14 protein-coding genes are annotated in these 16029 nt (G+C 43.5%); 8 read left to right on the top strand and 6 right to left on the bottom strand.

The annotated features are described in order from the left end of the window. Window positions 1-37: 37 nt before the first annotated feature. The 6 genes from PHU20_RS06660 to clpX all read left to right on the top strand — a co-directional run bounded on the left by PHU20_RS06660 (window position 38) and on the right by clpX (window position 5761). Window positions 38-751, top strand: coding sequence for a pyridoxine 5'-phosphate synthase (locus PHU20_RS06660; protein WP_274824579.1), 714 nt, complete (start codon window positions 38-40; stop codon window positions 749-751). Beyond that, window positions 748-1521 carry an alpha/beta fold hydrolase gene (locus tag PHU20_RS06655; RefSeq protein WP_274824578.1) on the top strand — a complete coding sequence of 258 codons (774 nt, stop codon included), beginning with the start codon at window positions 748-750 and terminating at the stop codon, window positions 1519-1521. The genes PHU20_RS06660 and PHU20_RS06655 overlap by 4 nt, the downstream gene beginning before the upstream one ends. A 233-nt stretch (window positions 1522-1754) precedes the next feature. Further along, complete coding sequence (locus PHU20_RS06650; protein WP_274824577.1) at window positions 1755-2099, top strand: phage holin family protein; 345 nt, start codon at window positions 1755-1757, stop codon at window positions 2097-2099. 212 nt (window positions 2100-2311) lie between these two features. Beyond that, window positions 2312-3634 (top strand): trigger factor, encoded by a 1323-nt coding sequence (gene tig, locus PHU20_RS06645; protein WP_274824576.1) that lies wholly within the window; start codon window positions 2312-2314, stop codon window positions 3632-3634. A gap of 118 nt (window positions 3635-3752) precedes the next feature. Next, on the top strand, window positions 3753-4433 hold the full coding sequence (gene clpP, locus PHU20_RS06640) for an ATP-dependent Clp endopeptidase proteolytic subunit ClpP (RefSeq protein ID WP_274825171.1): 681 nt from the start codon (window positions 3753-3755) through the stop codon (window positions 4431-4433). 92 nt (window positions 4434-4525) lie between these two features. Next, entirely contained in the window at window positions 4526-5761 is a 1236-nt protein-coding gene (clpX, locus tag PHU20_RS06635; protein WP_274824575.1) for an ATP-dependent Clp protease ATP-binding subunit ClpX, read from the top strand. Here the strand turns inward: clpX and PHU20_RS06630 are convergent. Both PHU20_RS06630 and PHU20_RS06625 read right to left on the bottom strand, forming a co-directional pair. After that, window positions 5736-6323 carry a hypothetical protein gene (locus PHU20_RS06630; protein ID WP_274824574.1) on the bottom strand — a complete coding sequence of 196 codons (588 nt, stop codon included), beginning with the start codon at window positions 6321-6323 and terminating at the stop codon, window positions 5736-5738. The two genes, clpX and PHU20_RS06630, sit on opposite strands and share 26 nt — an antisense overlap. Before the next feature lie 70 nt (window positions 6324-6393). Next, window positions 6394-7908, bottom strand: a complete 1515-nt coding sequence (locus PHU20_RS06625; RefSeq protein ID WP_274824573.1) for a GH3 auxin-responsive promoter family protein — start codon at window positions 7906-7908, stop codon at window positions 6394-6396. 80 nt (window positions 7909-7988) lie between these two features. Here PHU20_RS06625 and PHU20_RS06620 point away from each other — a divergent pair, with 80 nt between their 5' ends. Next, on the top strand, window positions 7989-8783 hold the full coding sequence (locus PHU20_RS06620) for a DUF2797 domain-containing protein (RefSeq protein ID WP_274824572.1): 795 nt from the start codon (window positions 7989-7991) through the stop codon (window positions 8781-8783). Here the strand turns inward: PHU20_RS06620 and PHU20_RS06615 are convergent. The 3 genes from PHU20_RS06615 to sppA are packed head-to-tail and all read right to left on the bottom strand — an operon-like array spanning window position 8776 to window position 14025. After that, entirely contained in the window at window positions 8776-11502 is a 2727-nt protein-coding gene (locus tag PHU20_RS06615) for an AsmA-like C-terminal region-containing protein (RefSeq protein ID WP_338040883.1), read from the bottom strand. The genes PHU20_RS06620 and PHU20_RS06615 overlap by 8 nt on opposite strands. Window positions 11503-11550: 48 nt before the next feature. Then, window positions 11551-12261 carry a queuosine precursor transporter gene (locus PHU20_RS06610; RefSeq protein ID WP_274824571.1) on the bottom strand — a complete coding sequence of 237 codons (711 nt, stop codon included), beginning with the start codon at window positions 12259-12261 and terminating at the stop codon, window positions 11551-11553. A gap of 3 nt (window positions 12262-12264) precedes the next feature. Further along, window positions 12265-14025, bottom strand: a complete 1761-nt coding sequence (sppA, locus tag PHU20_RS06605; RefSeq protein WP_274824570.1) for a signal peptide peptidase SppA — start codon at window positions 14023-14025, stop codon at window positions 12265-12267. 71 nt (window positions 14026-14096) lie between these two features. Between sppA and folK the strand changes: the two genes are divergently transcribed. Beyond that, on the top strand, window positions 14097-15242 hold the full coding sequence (gene folK / locus PHU20_RS06600; protein WP_274824569.1) for a 2-amino-4-hydroxy-6-hydroxymethyldihydropteridine diphosphokinase: 1146 nt from the start codon (window positions 14097-14099) through the stop codon (window positions 15240-15242). Window positions 15243-15363: 121 nt separating this feature from the next. Here the strand turns inward: folK and PHU20_RS06595 are convergent, their stop codons facing one another. Then, window positions 15364-15894 carry an RNA methyltransferase gene (locus tag PHU20_RS06595; RefSeq protein WP_274824568.1) on the bottom strand — a complete coding sequence of 177 codons (531 nt, stop codon included), beginning with the start codon at window positions 15892-15894 and terminating at the stop codon, window positions 15364-15366. Window positions 15895-16029 lie beyond the last annotated feature (135 nt).

The raw sequence follows: 16029 nt of genomic DNA, 5'->3' as shown, positions 1-16029 counted from the left end.
TTTGTATTTTTGCACTGCAAAAACCATTAAAATCGCAATGACCAAGCTTAGCGTAAACATCAATAAAATCGCCACTTTGAGAAATGCAAGGGGTGGCAATGTCCCCGATCTACTGAAGATGACCAAGGACATAGAGTCTTTTGGGGCCCAAGGAATAACCATTCATCCCCGCCCCGATGAAAGACATATCAGGTATCAGGATGCCCGGGATTTGAAAAAAATAGTCACAACGGAGTTCAATATCGAAGGCAACCCCATCCAAAAATTCATGGATTTGGTTTTGGAAGTAAAACCGACCCAAGTTACCTTGGTACCCGATGCCACCGATGCGATTACATCCAACGCCGGCTGGGACACCCTTGCGAACAAGAATTTCCTAAAAGACGTGATAGCGACTTTCAAACAACACAATATAAGAACCTCTATTTTCGTAGATGCCGACACCAAGATGGTGGAAGGGGCTGCGGAAACAGGTACGGATCGCATCGAACTTTACACAGAAAGTTATGCGCTGGCCTACACCAATGGCAACCTTAAAGGCATTGATCCTTTTATAAAAGCCGCCGAAACCGCCTCAAAGTTGGGATTGGGCATCAACGCCGGCCATGACCTAAGTTTGGAAAACGTCAAATATTTCAAAGAAAACATCCCCAACCTCTTGGAAGTTTCCATCGGTCACGCCTTGATCTGCGAAGCCCTCTACTTGGGCTTGGAAAATGTTGTGAACATGTATTTGAACAAATTGCGATGAACCCGATCTTACACTCCAATATTTTAGGGGCGGGACAACCGCTTTTGATCTTGCATGGTTTTTTGGGAATGTCCGATAATTGGAAAACCCTTGGTACCCAATACGCCAAACAAGGCCTACAGGTACATTTGATAGACCAACGCAACCATGGACGAAGTTTCCATGCTGAAGAATTCAATTACGACATCCTTGCCGAAGACCTGAAAAAATATATCGACCACCACCACTTAAAGGAAGTAATTGTATTAGGGCATTCGATGGGCGGTAAGACGGCCATGCAGTTCGCAATGAGCTACCCATCCCTTCTCGGCAAATTGATCGTGGCGGATATTGCCCCCAAATATTACCCGCCCCACCACCAATACATCATCAATGGCCTAAATCGATTGGATTTCGACCAAATAGCCTCAAGAGGTGCAGCCGACAAAGAATTGGGCAAATACATCCCTGAATTCGGCATTCGGCAATTTTTACTTAAAAACCTTTATTGGGCCGAAAAAGGAAAATTGGCCTTCCGATGCAATTTAAAGGTACTCAGCAATAAGATGGAGGAGATCGGGGAGCATCTAAGTGCCATGGACCAATATAACGGACCCACCCTTTTTCTTCGGGGCGAAAAATCGGAATACATTACCCCTGCCGACAATGAGACCATCCTAAGGCATTCTCCAAACGCCAAAATAGAAATGGTCGATAACGCAGGACATTGGTTACATGCCGAAAATCCGGAACAATTTTTCAACAAAACGATCGACTTTATCCAATCCTGACCCTGCATCCACTTGATCGTATTTGCCTGATTCCAATCTGGCTTGGGTCTTTTCCATCCGACCCCGACAACGCTAAGCAAAGGCAACCATTATACAGCTACCCATGGCCATTGCGTATTTTTGGTCGCGATGAACAACCTATAAGACCCACTTTACATTATAATTAATAGAAATTAATTTTATACTTTTAGTGGTGCTGGGAGGCCCCGGCACCTTTATCAAAAAAAAACCATATGAAACTTATTTTACGCATCCTCCTTAGCGCCCTGGCCGTGGTCATACTTTCCAAAATATTACCCGGAGTTGACGTTGACACCTATACTACAGCCATAATCGTGGCTATCGTACTGAGTCTATTGAACTTTATCGTAAAACCGATTTTGGTGATATTGACCCTTCCGGTGACCATTTTGACCCTAGGACTCTTCCTGTTGATCATCAATGCCATCATCATATTATTGGCCGATAATCTCATCACCGGATTTTCGGTTGACAACCTTTGGTGGGCCCTTTTATTCAGTCTTCTACTTTCCTTTTTGCAATCGATACTTTTTTCTTTATTGAAAGAAGACCGATAAAAACGATTTACCGTTTGGAATACAGGGACTTAAAAAGTTGCTCGGGTGTTTAAAATATACTACTTTTGCATCCCATTTTAATTAATGGTAAAAAACGAAAGGAAGGCCCCCATAAATTTTTTCGTTGGGGGAACATGAAAAAAAACAATCCCCTTCTTCCCGTTTGCCCAAGCGAACAAAAGGAAGGAAGCATGCAAAATTAAGATACAGAAATGAATATTACGAAAGAGCAAATTGACGATCTAAACGCAGTCGTAAAGGTTGCCATTACCAAGGAAGACTACCAGGACAAAGTAGAAAGTATCCTAAAAGATTACAGAAAACAGGCGAACATCCCCGGATTCAGAAAAGGCCATGTACCCATGGGCTTGATCAAAAAACAATATGGTAAAGCGGTTTTGGTCGATGAGGTCAACAAACTGATCCAAGACAACCTGAACAAATACCTTACCGAGGAAAAATTGGATGTCTTGGGCAATCCACTACCAAAACAACAGGACAATTTCGATTGGGACAATGAGCAATTGAATTTCGAATTTGAATTGGGACTTGCCCCGGCTTTCGAAGTTCCTTTACACACCAAAAAAGCGATTACGCACTACAAAATCATTGCCGATGATGAAATGGTCGACGAACAAATAGAGCGTATTCAAAAACAATATGGCAAATTGGTAAGCCAAACGGAAATCGCCGAGGATTACGAGGTTATCGGTACGTTTAAGAATGAGGCGGAAGCCATCGAAAACAAAACCACTTTAGAGCTCGATAAGATCAAAAGCAAAAAAGCCCTTAAAGCCCTCATAGGCAAAAAAGTCGGTGATGAAGTCGTACTTGCCACCAAAGATCTTTTTAAGGAAGATTACCTACTATCAAGTGTATTGGGCCTTTCACAGGAAAAAGCCAAAGACTTGGATATCGAAGTGTCTTTCACCATTGAGGAAATCAATGAAAGGGAAGCTGCGGCCCTTGACCAGGAATTGTTCGACAAACTTTTCGGTAAGGATGTCATCAAATCGGAACAGGAATTGAAAGATCGTATCAAGGAAGATTCCGAAAAACAATTTGAACAACAAGCCGATCAAAAGCTATTGAACGATGTTACTGAAAATTTCATTGATAACATCAAATTCGAACTCCCTTCCGAATTCTTGACCAAATGGATCAAAATGACAGGAGAAGAGCCCTTATCGGATGATCAAGCCAGTGAAGAATTCGAAAAATCGGAAAAGGGACTTCGTTACCAATTGATCGAAGGGAAAATCATCAAAGACAACGATATCCAAATCCAATTTGACGAATTAAAGGAATTCGCCAAAGGATTCATCAAGACCCAAATGGCACAATTCGGTCAATTGAACCCACAAGAAGAGGAATTGGACAATATAGCTGCCCGTGTATTGGGGAACCAAGATGAGGTAAAAAGACTTTCAGAGCAATTGATGAGCCAAAAATTGCTTAACCTGTACAAGGAAAAAGTCAATTTAAAGACCAAAGAAGTTACCTATAAAAACTTTGTCAAGGAAGTTTACGGATAATATTGGGGTCAAAAAGCAAAATTCTTAGCTTCAAAGGTCTCATTAAAATAAGTATCTTTACGGTGCCGAAGCGTTGTTTTCGGCACCTTTTTTATCTAAAATATTGAAGAAGAACCACATGGATTACGGAAAAGAGTTCAAGAATTACGCAATAAACCATCAGGGAATCAATAGCATGTATTATGATAAGATCATGAGTAGCATGTACCCTATGAACATGACACCAAATATCATTGAGGAAAGGCAATTGAACGCCATAGCCATGGACGTATTCTCCCGATTGATGATGGATAGGATCATTTTTTTGGGAACCGGCATCAATGACCAGGTAGCGAACATCGTACAGGCCCAATTGTTGTTTTTGGAAAGTGCCGATGCCTCCAAAGACATCCAGATCTACATCAACTCCCCAGGTGGAAGCGTTTATGCAGGTTTGGGCATTTATGACACCATGCAATTCATCAAACCCGATGTGGCGACCATCTGTACAGGAATGGCGGCTTCAATGGGCGCGGTTTTATTATGTGCAGGGGAAAAAGGGAAGCGCAGTGGCCTTACCCATTCCCGCGTAATGATCCACCAACCCATGGGTGGTGCGCAAGGACAAGCCAGTGATATTGAAATTACGGCTAGGGAAATCCTTAAATTAAAGGATGAGCTTTATGAGATCATTTCCCAGCATTCCGGACAAACCTTGGAGAAAGTCCAAGAAGACAGTGACCGGGACTACTGGATGAAAGCCGAGGAAGCCCAGAAATATGGGATGATCGACGAGATTTTAGTAAGGGAAAAGAACTAAAAGCGACAAACCCTTAAAAAAAGCGCCTTTGTTTTATAGGCGATGAACCAAAACACGAATTCTATCGTTCTATTGGATAGAAAAATATTACTATGGCGAAGGAAAATTTAGAATGTTCTTTTTGTGGAAGAAAAAAACCGGAGACAAATCTTTTGATTGCAGGTTTGGATGCCCATATATGTGACCGTTGTATTGAACAGGCCCATGGCATCGTAGCCGAAGAGTCCAATCAAGCAAAAAACAATGACCTGTCTTCAGAATTGGTTTTGAAGAAACCTATGGAGATCAAGGATTTTCTAGACACCTTCATCATTGGGCAGGAACAGACCAAAAAAGTAATGTCGGTTGCGGTGTACAATCATTATAAAAGATTGTTGCAACCCAGTAGCAAGGAAGACGATATAGAGATCCAGAAGAGTAATATCATCATGGTGGGCCAAACAGGAACCGGAAAGACCCTGATGGCAAAAACAATTGCAAAAATGCTGAACGTCCCTTTAGCCATAGTCGATGCCACGGTGCTTACCGAAGCAGGTTATGTCGGTGAGGACGTTGAAAGTATCCTGACCCGTTTGTTACAGGCCGCCGATTACAACCTTGAAAAAGCGGAACGCGGTATCGTATTTATTGATGAAATAGATAAAATTGCCCGAAAGAGTGACAACCCTTCGATAACCAGGGATGTTTCCGGGGAAGGTGTACAACAAGGCCTCTTAAAATTATTGGAAGGTACGGTAGTGAATGTCCCCCCTAAAGGAGGCAGAAAACACCCCGATCAAAAATTCATCGAGGTAAACACCGAAAACATCCTTTTTATTGCCGGTGGGGCTTTCGACGGTATCGAGCGGGCCATAACCAAACGACTGAACATGCAAGCCGTAGGTTATAGTGCTTCCAAAGCCGATGAACATATAGACGAAGACAATATCCTTCAATACATCATCCCTAAAGATTTAAAAGAATTTGGGCTTATCCCCGAAATTATAGGTAGGTTGCCCGTATTGACCTATATGAACCCCTTGGATGAAAAAACCCTGCGATCTATTTTGACCGAACCCAAAAATGCGATCATAAAGCAGTATGAAAAGTTGTTCGCTATGGATGATATCACCTTCACCATAACCGATCAGGCTTTGGATTACATCGTAAAAAAAGCCGTTGAATACAAATTGGGGGCAAGGGGCCTACGTTCTTTATGTGAGGCCATATTCACCGATGCCATGTTCGAAATGCCAAGTAACGGGGAAACTGAATTCAAGGTGACCAAGCCCTATGCCGAGAACAAATTATCCTTTGAGACCATTAAGAAACTAAAAGCGGTTTCTTAATTTGGACGACTTTTGTCGTTCCATTTGTTTTATGCGTCACCAGGGATAAAAGATTTTTGGCGATTTTCTTGATGATCGTATCGTCTGTATACAAATCCTGTCCAAAGCCTTGGACGATTTCGACATACCTTTGCATCCGAACAAGTTGTGCACTCGATGGCTTATCCGCATCAAGAGCCCCGTATACCCAGCGAACGGGTATTTTAGGCCGTTGGCCTTCAAAAGGTAAACCGTGGGCAGAAACGGCATATAATGATTTTACGGGAAGTCCTTTCAAAATGGCCTTCCAGACGATTTCCCCTCCCACTCCGAACGTCAGATAACGTGCCGGTATTTTTTCCTTCTGCCTCAATTGTCCGATTGCCGTTTCAATACCCCCATGATCAAAACCATCCTTCAGTTCTTGATCGGTACAATCGACACAGGCATCCAAGTTGGCCAATTGTTGGCTATCATAATAGCTTATATTAAAATACTGTTGAAGATACACTAAATAAGAAGTGGCCCAAACGCCTTTTTTGGCGCCCCACATATCGGATATGACCACAAGTCGTTCTGCCATGGTGGTAAAATGGTTTAGTTAAAGGTCTGTGTGTTAACCAATTTCCACCATTCATTTGTAAAAACCTCATTTATTGGTTCATTTGAAGCAATTCCTCGATATATTCCCTTTTGTTCGATAATCTTGGAATTTTATGTTGCCCCCCTAATTTATTTTTCGATTTCAGCCAGTCGTAGAACAGATTTTCCCGAGCCGCGTGTACCTTGGGCATTTTCAGGGTGATGTTATTATAGCGCTTTGCCTCGTAATCGGAGTTCAGGGCTTTGAGGGCATTATCCAATACTTCGGTAAAATAATCGAGATCCTCCGGTGCCCTCCTAAATTCGATGATCCATTCATGGGCCCCTTTTTCCTTTCCCGACATAAAAATGGGCGCCACCGTATAATCCTTGATCGCCGCTCCTGTTTTGGAGCAAATACGTTTTAAGGCCTCTTCGGCATTCTCAATGATCAACTCCTCCCCAAAAACATTGATAAAATGCTTGGTTCGCCCAGTGATACGGATACGATAGGGGTTGATAGAGGTAAACCGCACGGTATCCCCAATTTTATAGCGCCACAGTCCCGAATTGGTCGTAATAACGATCGCATAATTCTTGTTCAGCCCAACCTCCCAGAGGGGTATCGCCCGCTGTTCTTCGGTATTATGCGTTTCCATCGGGATAAATTCATAAAAAATACCGTAATCGAGCATCAACAGTAGGTCATTGGCATTGTTCCTGTCCTGTATCGCAAAAAATCCTTCTGAAGCATTGTAAATCTCATAATACCTGAAATTCTTTCGCGGCAACAATTTCTGGTACTGCTCCTTATATGGGACAAAACTTACCCCTCCATGAAAATATACCTCGAGGTTCTCCCATACCTGGAACAGATTGTCTTTCCCCGTTTCCTGAAGTACATTGTTCAACAACACCAACATCCATGAGGGCACTCCCGCCAAACTCGTTACGTTCTCTTGGGAACTTTCATGGATAATGGCCCTGAGCTTGCTTTCCCATTCACTCATTAGCGACACCTTATTACTAGGGGTGCTGCTGAATTCTGCCCATAGGGGCATATTATCGATCAAGATAGCGGACAAATCCCCAAAGAACGAATCGTTGTCCTGGTACAGTTCCTTACTCCCCCCAAGCCGCAAACTCTTTCCGGTGAACAGTTGGGAGTTTTCATTGTTATTCAAATAAAGACACAAAAGATCTTTCCCCGATTTATAATGACAATCTTCCAAAGCTTCGGAACTTACCGGAATGAATTTACTTTTTGCATTTGTCGTGCCGCTGCTTTTTGCGAACCATTTGATCGAGGTGGGCCAGAAAACGTTTTGCTCCCCTTTTCGCGTACGTTCGATCATCGGTTCCATTTCCTCATAGGAGATGATGGGCACCCTTTGCCGAAAGTCCGAATAATTCGTCATCGACTCAAAATCATAGGTCTTCCCGATTTCAGTATCCTCGGCAATATCCAACAATTGATGCAACACCTCCTCTTGCACTTCTGCCGGGTATTTCAAAAAGAGCTCTATCTGGTGATAACGTTTTTTAAGCAACCAGCTTGCAATGGAATTAAACAGTGGTATCGGCATTTTTTGGGTATCTTTAACAAGTTAAAATTAACGTATATAGTTATCATTTTCAAATAGAACATCGAATAAGAATTTCTTTTATGCACTACCAGGGAGTACTACGAAAAATGGAGACCGAAATGGCACGTCCCATTCAATATTACATGCTTTTTGAAGACAATTTCTTAAATGTAAACCAAGTATTGAACCGAAATTTCCAAATAGATTTCTTAAAATACCAATGCTTGAATTGCGGGGAGGATTTGCCTATTTTCAGACAAGGTTTTTGCAAATCCTGTTTTTTTGAAACCCCTACGGCAGGGGATTGGATCATGCGGCCGGAATTGAGTACGGCACATCTCGACAAGGAAGATCGGGATCTCGCTTATGAGAAAAAGGTACAGCTGCAGCCCCACATTGTTTACTTGGCCAATTCGAGCAACATCAAGGTCGGGGTTACCCGAAAATCACAAGTACCTACCAGATGGATAGACCAAGGCGCCCATGAGGCCATAGAAATCGTCGAAGTCCCCAATAGGTATTTGGCCGGCATTACCGAAGTTGCCTTAAAGGACCATATCGGTGATAAGACCAACTGGCGTAAAATGCTGACGAACAATGTCGATGATGAGGATCTGGTCACTTGGCGCAATAAACTGGAACCCTATATTCCCGAGGAAGCCAAGGCCTATTTTATAGCAAACAACCAAGAAACCCATATGGAGTTTCCCGTATTGCAATACCCCAACAAGGTCAAAAGCCTTAATTTGACCAAAACGCCGAGTTACAAAGGCGTTTTGACCGGTATAAAAGGACAATACCTCATTTTCAACGACAACACCGTTTTTAACGTTCGTGGCAGTGAGGGCTATTTTGTTTCGGTAACCATCAGTTGACCGAATCTTTTTCAGTGCTCTTTTTTCCTCCCAATAAGCCCCCTAGGATATTCTTGGTCGCTTCCTTCACCTTGCTTTTGGTTGTTGTAGCGGTGGTGTCGCTTTTTTGGGTGGTGGTATCGTTTTTTGAACTACCACTCCCCAATACATTACCCAAAACCCCTTTGACCGTTTCTTGGGTCCCATTTTGGGAAGTTGTTGCGGTATCTTTTTCCGCTGCGTTTCCTCCGCCTAGGATATTTCCGATCAGTGTATTGGCCTTGGCCTTTCCTTGGTTGACCAACTTCTGTTTTTGCACCTCTACCAATTTCGTAGTGAGGCTTTTTACCCCGGAAGTCAAATCGGTAGTCACCTCAGGACTCGTGAAATTACCTCCGATAGAAGCGATTACCGGAATGGTGAGGTTTTCCAATTCCTTATCATCGATCTTGGCGATGAGCCCATTTACCTCGCTCCCCAGATATTTGGCAGGAACATCGAGGGTGGCCGTATAATTCAGCTTTTTATCAAACGAATGGCTACCATCTATCTTTATGGCGATATCGTCATAGGTCAAGGTGAACGGCTTTACTTTTACTATACCCTTCTCAAACGAAAGGGCCGTTTTCAACCCTTTAAGGTCCAATTTATCCAAATTGATGAAATCGAACTTACTGTCCAAGGCAGAAAGGACCTGGGCCTGACTCGTATTGATCTCGGTCGATAGCAATTCAGCCAACATATTACCGGTGATGGTGGTCAGATCGGGGGTGAAATCGCTGTTCAAATAACCGGACAATTCGATATCGGAATTCAATTTTCCCTGAATGGCACTCGCTATGGGGGCCAACACCTTCAACAATGCCATCGATTGAAAACTCTCGGAAATACCCAGTTGATCCATTCCCAATTTCATGGCAAAGGTGGATGTTTCATCCTTAGTGGACACTTCTCCATCAAAAGATACTTTCCCATTGAACAGTGAAGACGTCATATTCTTAAGTGCTGCTTTTTCATCGGCGATCCTTAAGGTACCCTTCACATCCTTCAAGGTTAGGTTATCGTATATTACCGTACCTGCCGAGGCATTGATCGTGCAATCCAAAAACGAAGGGATTTTCAATTGTTCTTCCGTACCAGATCCCCCCTCGGCCTCCGGCGTATCGACAGTGGTCATAAAATCGCTGACCACGAACTTAGTCGAAGCCACATCGAAATTACCTTCGACTTTTTCGTCATTGAACATAAAGCCCAAAAGGTTGTTAATGGTCCCTTTCGCATTAAAATCGGTCTGTCCCGTACTGCCCTCCAACCTGTTTAAGGTAACCGTAGCCGGATTAAAGGTCATGGATGTCGTTGTTAATCGCACCGGGTTCTTCAATTCCGGGGAGCTATATTCAAAATCGCTGAGTTGCATTTTCCCCGAGGTCTTGGTGTTCCCGTACTGTTCATTCTCGATAGAGGCCATGTCGAAGGCCGTGGTCACATCGGCATTCAACTTCCCGGAAAGCTTCATGTCTTCCGGAAGGGGATATGCTTTGGATATATTGGCGAGATCCATGATACCGTCCAAATGGGCGCTAACCTTGGTATTCCCCAAAAGATCCGTGATCTTCGAAGAAAGGTTGAACGTATCCCCATCGATCATAAAGGATATCTTTTTGATATCCACATAGGTATCCGCCGTAATACCCGTCGTATTGTTCAATGTTATGTCCAAATATATATTCTTGACCGTTTTGGGCAGGTCGGGATATTTGAACGATGCATTTTCCGAAGCTATCGCTACCCTAAAGGCAGGAATATGAACATCGTCGACAATACCTTTGAACTCCCCTTCCACCGTACACTCCCCGGTAGTGGTCACATTTTCTATACTCTTTGAATACTCTTCAGGGATCAAGGCCAGGAAATTTTTAAAATCCGAGGAAGGGGCCTTGAAATTGATAGCTACCTCCTGATTGGTATCGTTGAGCTTTACAAAGCCATCAAATACCAAAGGCAATTGATTTACCGTGGCTTCGTTTTTTAAAAAGGTGTATGTATTTTCCTCAAGATCCACCCCTATCAAAGCATCGAGTTTCACCTTATTATTGTTGAGGTATTTTGTACTATCCATCGAAAATGAGACCAAAGCCTCGGTAGTCGTATCAAACTCCGATTTCGCCAAGCTTAAGTCTCCCGACCCTTTGTGCTGAAATTCACTTAAGACCAAGGTCATGCCCCCGGCCAGATCATCATAGATGATCTTGGAATTTGTAATCTCATAGGATTGCAGGTCCAGCGTAAAACTTTCGGCAGCCGATTCCCCTGACGTATCTTCCTCCTCGCCGGCCATCCCGACATCATAGGAGGCCTTACCCTCAGCATTTATCTTCACATTCACCAAGGCGCCATCAACGGTCAGGGACTTAATGCCGATCGCTTCACCCGAACCCTTGAAGAGTTCCCCCATTCCCATTTTCAAGGCTATTTCCTTGGCCCCAAAAAGGGTATCCCCCTCAAAAGGGGCCTTATTGACAAAAGAAACGTCGTTCAAGGTTACTTCCGCATTGGGAAAGCTCTTGATCAGACTTAATTTTGCCTCTGAAAAATCAAAGGTAGCATTCACGTTATCATTGACATTACCCTTTAGAATGTCGCCGATTTTGGCCTCTAAAATGAATGGTGCAGCCACAAGGACACCTACAAAGAGCAACATAACAGCCCCAAATATTTTTAGGATTTTCTTTTTCATCATACAATAGCTTATCGTTTAGGAATATAACTCACGGACCTAGAGAATATTTTATGCTTCCAAATTTATTTCCTGCCCAATTGTCAATCCGAATCTTTTTCTTAATAGATATACGAATAAATATAAAAAAGGGGTGTCGAGAAAGGCGATTAAAACCTTAAACAGAAAACCACTGACAACCAAGCCATAAAACATACTCCATGGCAATACTTTGAACAGACACAACAGACTTACGACGGTAAAGGTATCTATGAATTGCGACAAAAAGGTCGAAAAATTATTGCGGAGCCATAGATGCCTGCCTTGGGTCACTCGCTTCCAAAAATGGTAAATGGCAATATCCACGTATTGTGCAAACAGATAGGCCAACATCGACGCCAATACGGCTATGGGCGAAAGCGCGAACACCTTGCTGAAAGTGGCATTGTTCACGGGAGAGTTTTCGATGGCCGGGACGACATCGGCCAATAAGACGATTCCCATGGAAAAAAAGGAAGCGAAAATGCCTGCCGTAACAATTTGATTGGCCTTTTTCTTTCCAAAAATCTCGGAAATAAGGTCTGTAATCAAAAAAGTGATGGGATAAGGCAAAATTCCTACCGAAATCTCAAAAAGGTTCGCCCCGAATATACTGAAGTCCCCAAACGGTTTCCAATAAAAAAACTTTTGAAAAATCAGGTTAGACACCACCAAAGAGGTGATGAACATGGCACCCAAATAAAGATATACTTTATAGGCCAGCTTTTTATCCTTCAGGACCATAAACTATTTTATATCCAATACAAAAGGCATCCTGGCCTGGATTCCTTCTTGTTCCATCGCAGATTTCATCTGCTTCAGGATATCGTAGGTCTCCAACCCAATTTCCTCCTTTACCATATTCTGAATGACGTTCGTTTTTGCGGTAGCCATATCTTCCATAAACCGTTCAAAACCCGATTTGTATTTTGGGAATTTCCTCACCCTATAGGACGTGACCCCGGCCAGCTCGGCAGCAGCGGCAATGGCATCATCCAAATTACCCAATTCATCGACCAACCCCAATCTCTTGGCATCTACCCCACTCCAGACACGACCTTGGGCCATACTATCGGCTTGTGCGACGGTGATTTTACGTCCTTTGGCCACGCGATCCAAAAAGGTTTCATACGTTTCTTCGATACCATGGGTTATCAAACTCCTGAAATTATCGGTCATGGGTTCAAAAACGGAATACCCCATGGAATTTTCATTGGTACCCACCTGCTCTGCATTGACCCCGATTTTATCGGCCAATCCGCTGATATTCGGAATCGTCCCAAAAACCCCTATGGAACCGGTGATCGTAGTGGGTTCGGCAAAGACCTTATCCGCGCCGGCAGCAATATAATAACCGCCCGATGCGGCAACATTACCCATTGAAACCACAACGGGCTTGTGCTCCTTGGCCAACTCAATCTCCCTCCAAATAATATCGGAGGTCAAGGCGCTTCCGCCCGGGGAATCGACCCGGAGTACGATAGCCTTTACCTTGTCATCATCCACCGCCTTATTCAAGGCTCCGGTGATAATCCCTTGACCGATCACATCCTGTCCTCCTTCCCCGTATAATATTTCCCCTTGGGCGTATATCACGGCGACTTTGTCATCCCCTTTATAAATGGCCTTCTTATTCGAACGTTTGGTATAATCAATTACCGATACCCTATTTACCTCCTGATCTTTACCCAAGGACAATGCGAACCGTAGTTTATCCATATATTGGTCATAGAAGAGAATACCATCTATCAACCCGGAGGCTTTGGCATACTTCGGGGACCTCCCCCCTAGGGTGTCCGCGATGACATTCACATTGGCCTCACTAAGGTTACGTCCTTCGGAAATATCGGCGACCATGGTGTTCCATAAAGAGTTCAACAATTCCTTGATCTGGGTCCTGTTGGCATCACTCATCTCATTGGCCAAAAAGGGCTCAACGGCACTTTTATATTTTCCATGGCGGATGACCTCCATCTTGACCCCGGTTTTTTCCTGCAGGTCTTTATAAAACAATACTTCGGAAGATAGTCCCTTAAAATCCATTCCCCCGACCGGATTCAGGAATATGGAGTCTGCCACCGTAGCCAAGTAATAATCTTTCTGCATATAATAATCGGCATAACTATAGATGAACTTTCCACTTTCCTTAAAATCGCTCAGGGCTTTACGCAATTCCTGGGTCTGTGCGAGTCCGGTAAGCAAAAAATTATTATTGATACTTATCCCCTTGATATCCGGGTCGGTCTTGGCGACCGCAATGGCATGGAGTATCTCGTCCAACCCTTGTGCCTTCCCCAAAAAGCCAGCAAACGGATCGGACTCATTGTCCCCCACATAATCATTCACCGGTTGTTGCAATTGCAATTCCAAAACGGAATTCCCTTTGACCACGACACTTTCATCGGCACTTCCCACAAGGCTTACGAACATCACAAACATGATGAACACGATTCCGAAAGCAATCAAACACCCCAGTATGGCCGCCAAAAGATTCCTCAAAAATTTCATTTATGTCATATTATTATTAAGCTTCAAAGATAACCAAAGTGAAATTGTTTTGTTTACTTTGCCCTAATATTATGAACGAACTTAAAAAGGTCTACATATCTATCGGCAGTAACCTCGGTAACCGCCTGCAAAACCTACAAAACGCCATATTTCATATCCATTCCGAAATTGGCCCCGTACCCGCCATTTCCAAAGTGTATGAAAGTGCGTCCTGGGGATTCGATGCGGAAGATTTCCTAAATGCCTGCATCCTTGTGGAATCCCATTTGGCCCCTGATCAAATCCTTGAAAAAACCCTATCCATCGAAGAAAGATTGGGCCGTAAGCGTACCGTGGATGAAGGGTATGCCTCGAGGACCATTGATATCGACATTATTTATTACGGGGCCGAGACCGTGCAAACCGATGTCCTGACCATTCCCCACCCCAATCTACAGGAACGGAAATTCGTTCTATTACCGCTTGCCGATATTGCCCCACAGTTTTACCATCCGGTACTTGGCAAGGATACCCGTAACCTGATACAGCAATGTAGGGACAAAAGCCGTATACAAAAGACGCCCCATAAGCTCTATAAGTCCAGAAAGGCGTTATTCTCAGACCTTAGTTTTATGGCCATTGAAGGGAATATCGGGGCAGGAAAAACCACCTTGGCCCATAAAATCGCCGAGGACTTTAATGGGAAATTGGTCTTGGAGCGATTTGCAGACAACCCCTTTTTACCCAAATTCTACGAAGACCAGGGGCGTTATGCCTTTCCGTTGGAAATGTCATTTTTGGCCGACCGCTACCAACAATTCACCGATGATACCTCCCAGTTCGACCTTTTCAAGAACTTCATGGTCAGTGATTATGATATTTACAAATCGTTGATATTCGCCCAAGTCACCTTACAGCACGATGAGTTCGAACTTTACCGCAAACTCTTCAACCTTATGTACAAAGAGGTACAGAAACCTAAAATCTATATTTACCTCTACCAATCTACGGAAAGACTGCTCAAAAACATCAAAAAACGTGGAAGGGCCTACGAACAAAGCATTGAAGCCAACTACTTGAACAAGATCAACAAAGGGTATTTCGACTTTTTCAAGAGTTATCCGGACCAAAATACCCTTATCATAGATGTTGGGGAATTGGATTTTGTGGCCCGTTCCGAAGATTATAAGACCATTATCTCCAAAATCCAGGATTTTGCACTGGACTTAAAATTTTAAGAAATATTTCACATATTACTTGTGTATGACCTTATGTTTTCATTAATTAGTGCCGCTTAACCAGCAACTGACTAGCTCAAACTCTATATCCGAAAGACCCTGATGCACCCATCAGGGTCTTTTATTTTCCGAACTTTGACCAAAGGTCCCAGATCACGACCCCAGCGCTTACCGAAATGTTCAACGAATGCTTGGTACCGTATTGTGGGATTTCCAAAACGCCATCACTGGCACTGACGACTTCCTGGTCGACCCCCTTTACCTCATTGCCAAACACAAGGGCGTATTTTGCCGTTTTATCTACCGCAAACCGATGTAGCAAGGTGGCGTTCTCGGCCTGTTCTACGGAAAGTATCCGATACCCATCGGCCTTCAAAGCGGCCACCAGTTGCAAGGTATCCTTACAATACTCCCAAGAAACACTCTCCGTGGCCCCCAAGGCCGTCTTTCTAATATCTTTATGTGGCGGGGTGGCGGTAATGCCACAGAGATAAATCTTCTCGACCAAAAAGGCATCTGCCGTCCTGAAAACGGAGCCAATATTGTTCAAACTCCGTATATTATCCAATACAATGACCAAGGGGGTTTTCTCCGCTTCCTTAAAAGCCTCAATATCCAAGCGGTCCAATTCCTCGTTCCTTAACTTACGCATAGTTCTCCTATCTTATCCTTTACAACCCTGTTCGGGTCGTAAAACTTTTCCGAAAATATCAACAATCATTTCCAAACCCTATCAAAAACCGTACATTTCGTTTTTATTGGATCGGGCACAAAAATAAACTAATAA

Origin of the sequence: Maribacter polysaccharolyticus (assembly GCF_028882255.1) — a bacterium.
GTDB classification, from domain to species: domain Bacteria; phylum Bacteroidota; class Bacteroidia; order Flavobacteriales; family Flavobacteriaceae; genus Maribacter_A; species Maribacter_A polysaccharolyticus.
This window is presented reverse-complemented; position numbering and strand designations above follow the sequence as displayed.

Coding starts and splice junctions, on each gene's coding strand:
- PHU20_RS06660 (WP_274824579.1), top strand. CDS start 38: ATGACCAAGCTTAGCGTAAACATCAATAAAATCGCCACTTTGAGAAAT.
- PHU20_RS06655 (WP_274824578.1), top strand. CDS start 748: ATGAACCCGATCTTACACTCCAATATTTTAGGGGCGGGACAACCGCTT.
- PHU20_RS06650 (WP_274824577.1), top strand. CDS start 1,755: ATGAAACTTATTTTACGCATCCTCCTTAGCGCCCTGGCCGTGGTCATA.
- tig (WP_274824576.1), top strand. CDS start 2,312: ATGAATATTACGAAAGAGCAAATTGACGATCTAAACGCAGTCGTAAAG.
- clpP (WP_274825171.1), top strand. CDS start 3,753: ATGGATTACGGAAAAGAGTTCAAGAATTACGCAATAAACCATCAGGGA.
- clpX (WP_274824575.1), top strand. CDS start 4,526: ATGGCGAAGGAAAATTTAGAATGTTCTTTTTGTGGAAGAAAAAAACCG.
- PHU20_RS06630 (WP_274824574.1), bottom strand. CDS start 6,323: ATGGCAGAACGACTTGTGGTCATATCCGATATGTGGGGCGCCAAAAAA.
- PHU20_RS06625 (WP_274824573.1), bottom strand. CDS start 7,908: ATGCCGATACCACTGTTTAATTCCATTGCAAGCTGGTTGCTTAAAAAA.
- PHU20_RS06620 (WP_274824572.1), top strand. CDS start 7,989: ATGCACTACCAGGGAGTACTACGAAAAATGGAGACCGAAATGGCACGT.
- PHU20_RS06615 (WP_338040883.1), bottom strand. CDS start 11,502: ATGATGAAAAAGAAAATCCTAAAAATATTTGGGGCTGTTATGTTGCTC.
- PHU20_RS06610 (WP_274824571.1), bottom strand. CDS start 12,261: ATGGTCCTGAAGGATAAAAAGCTGGCCTATAAAGTATATCTTTATTTG.
- sppA (WP_274824570.1), bottom strand. CDS start 14,025: ATGAAATTTTTGAGGAATCTTTTGGCGGCCATACTGGGGTGTTTGATT.
- folK (WP_274824569.1), top strand. CDS start 14,097: ATGAACGAACTTAAAAAGGTCTACATATCTATCGGCAGTAACCTCGGT.
- PHU20_RS06595 (WP_274824568.1), bottom strand. CDS start 15,894: ATGCGTAAGTTAAGGAACGAGGAATTGGACCGCTTGGATATTGAGGCT.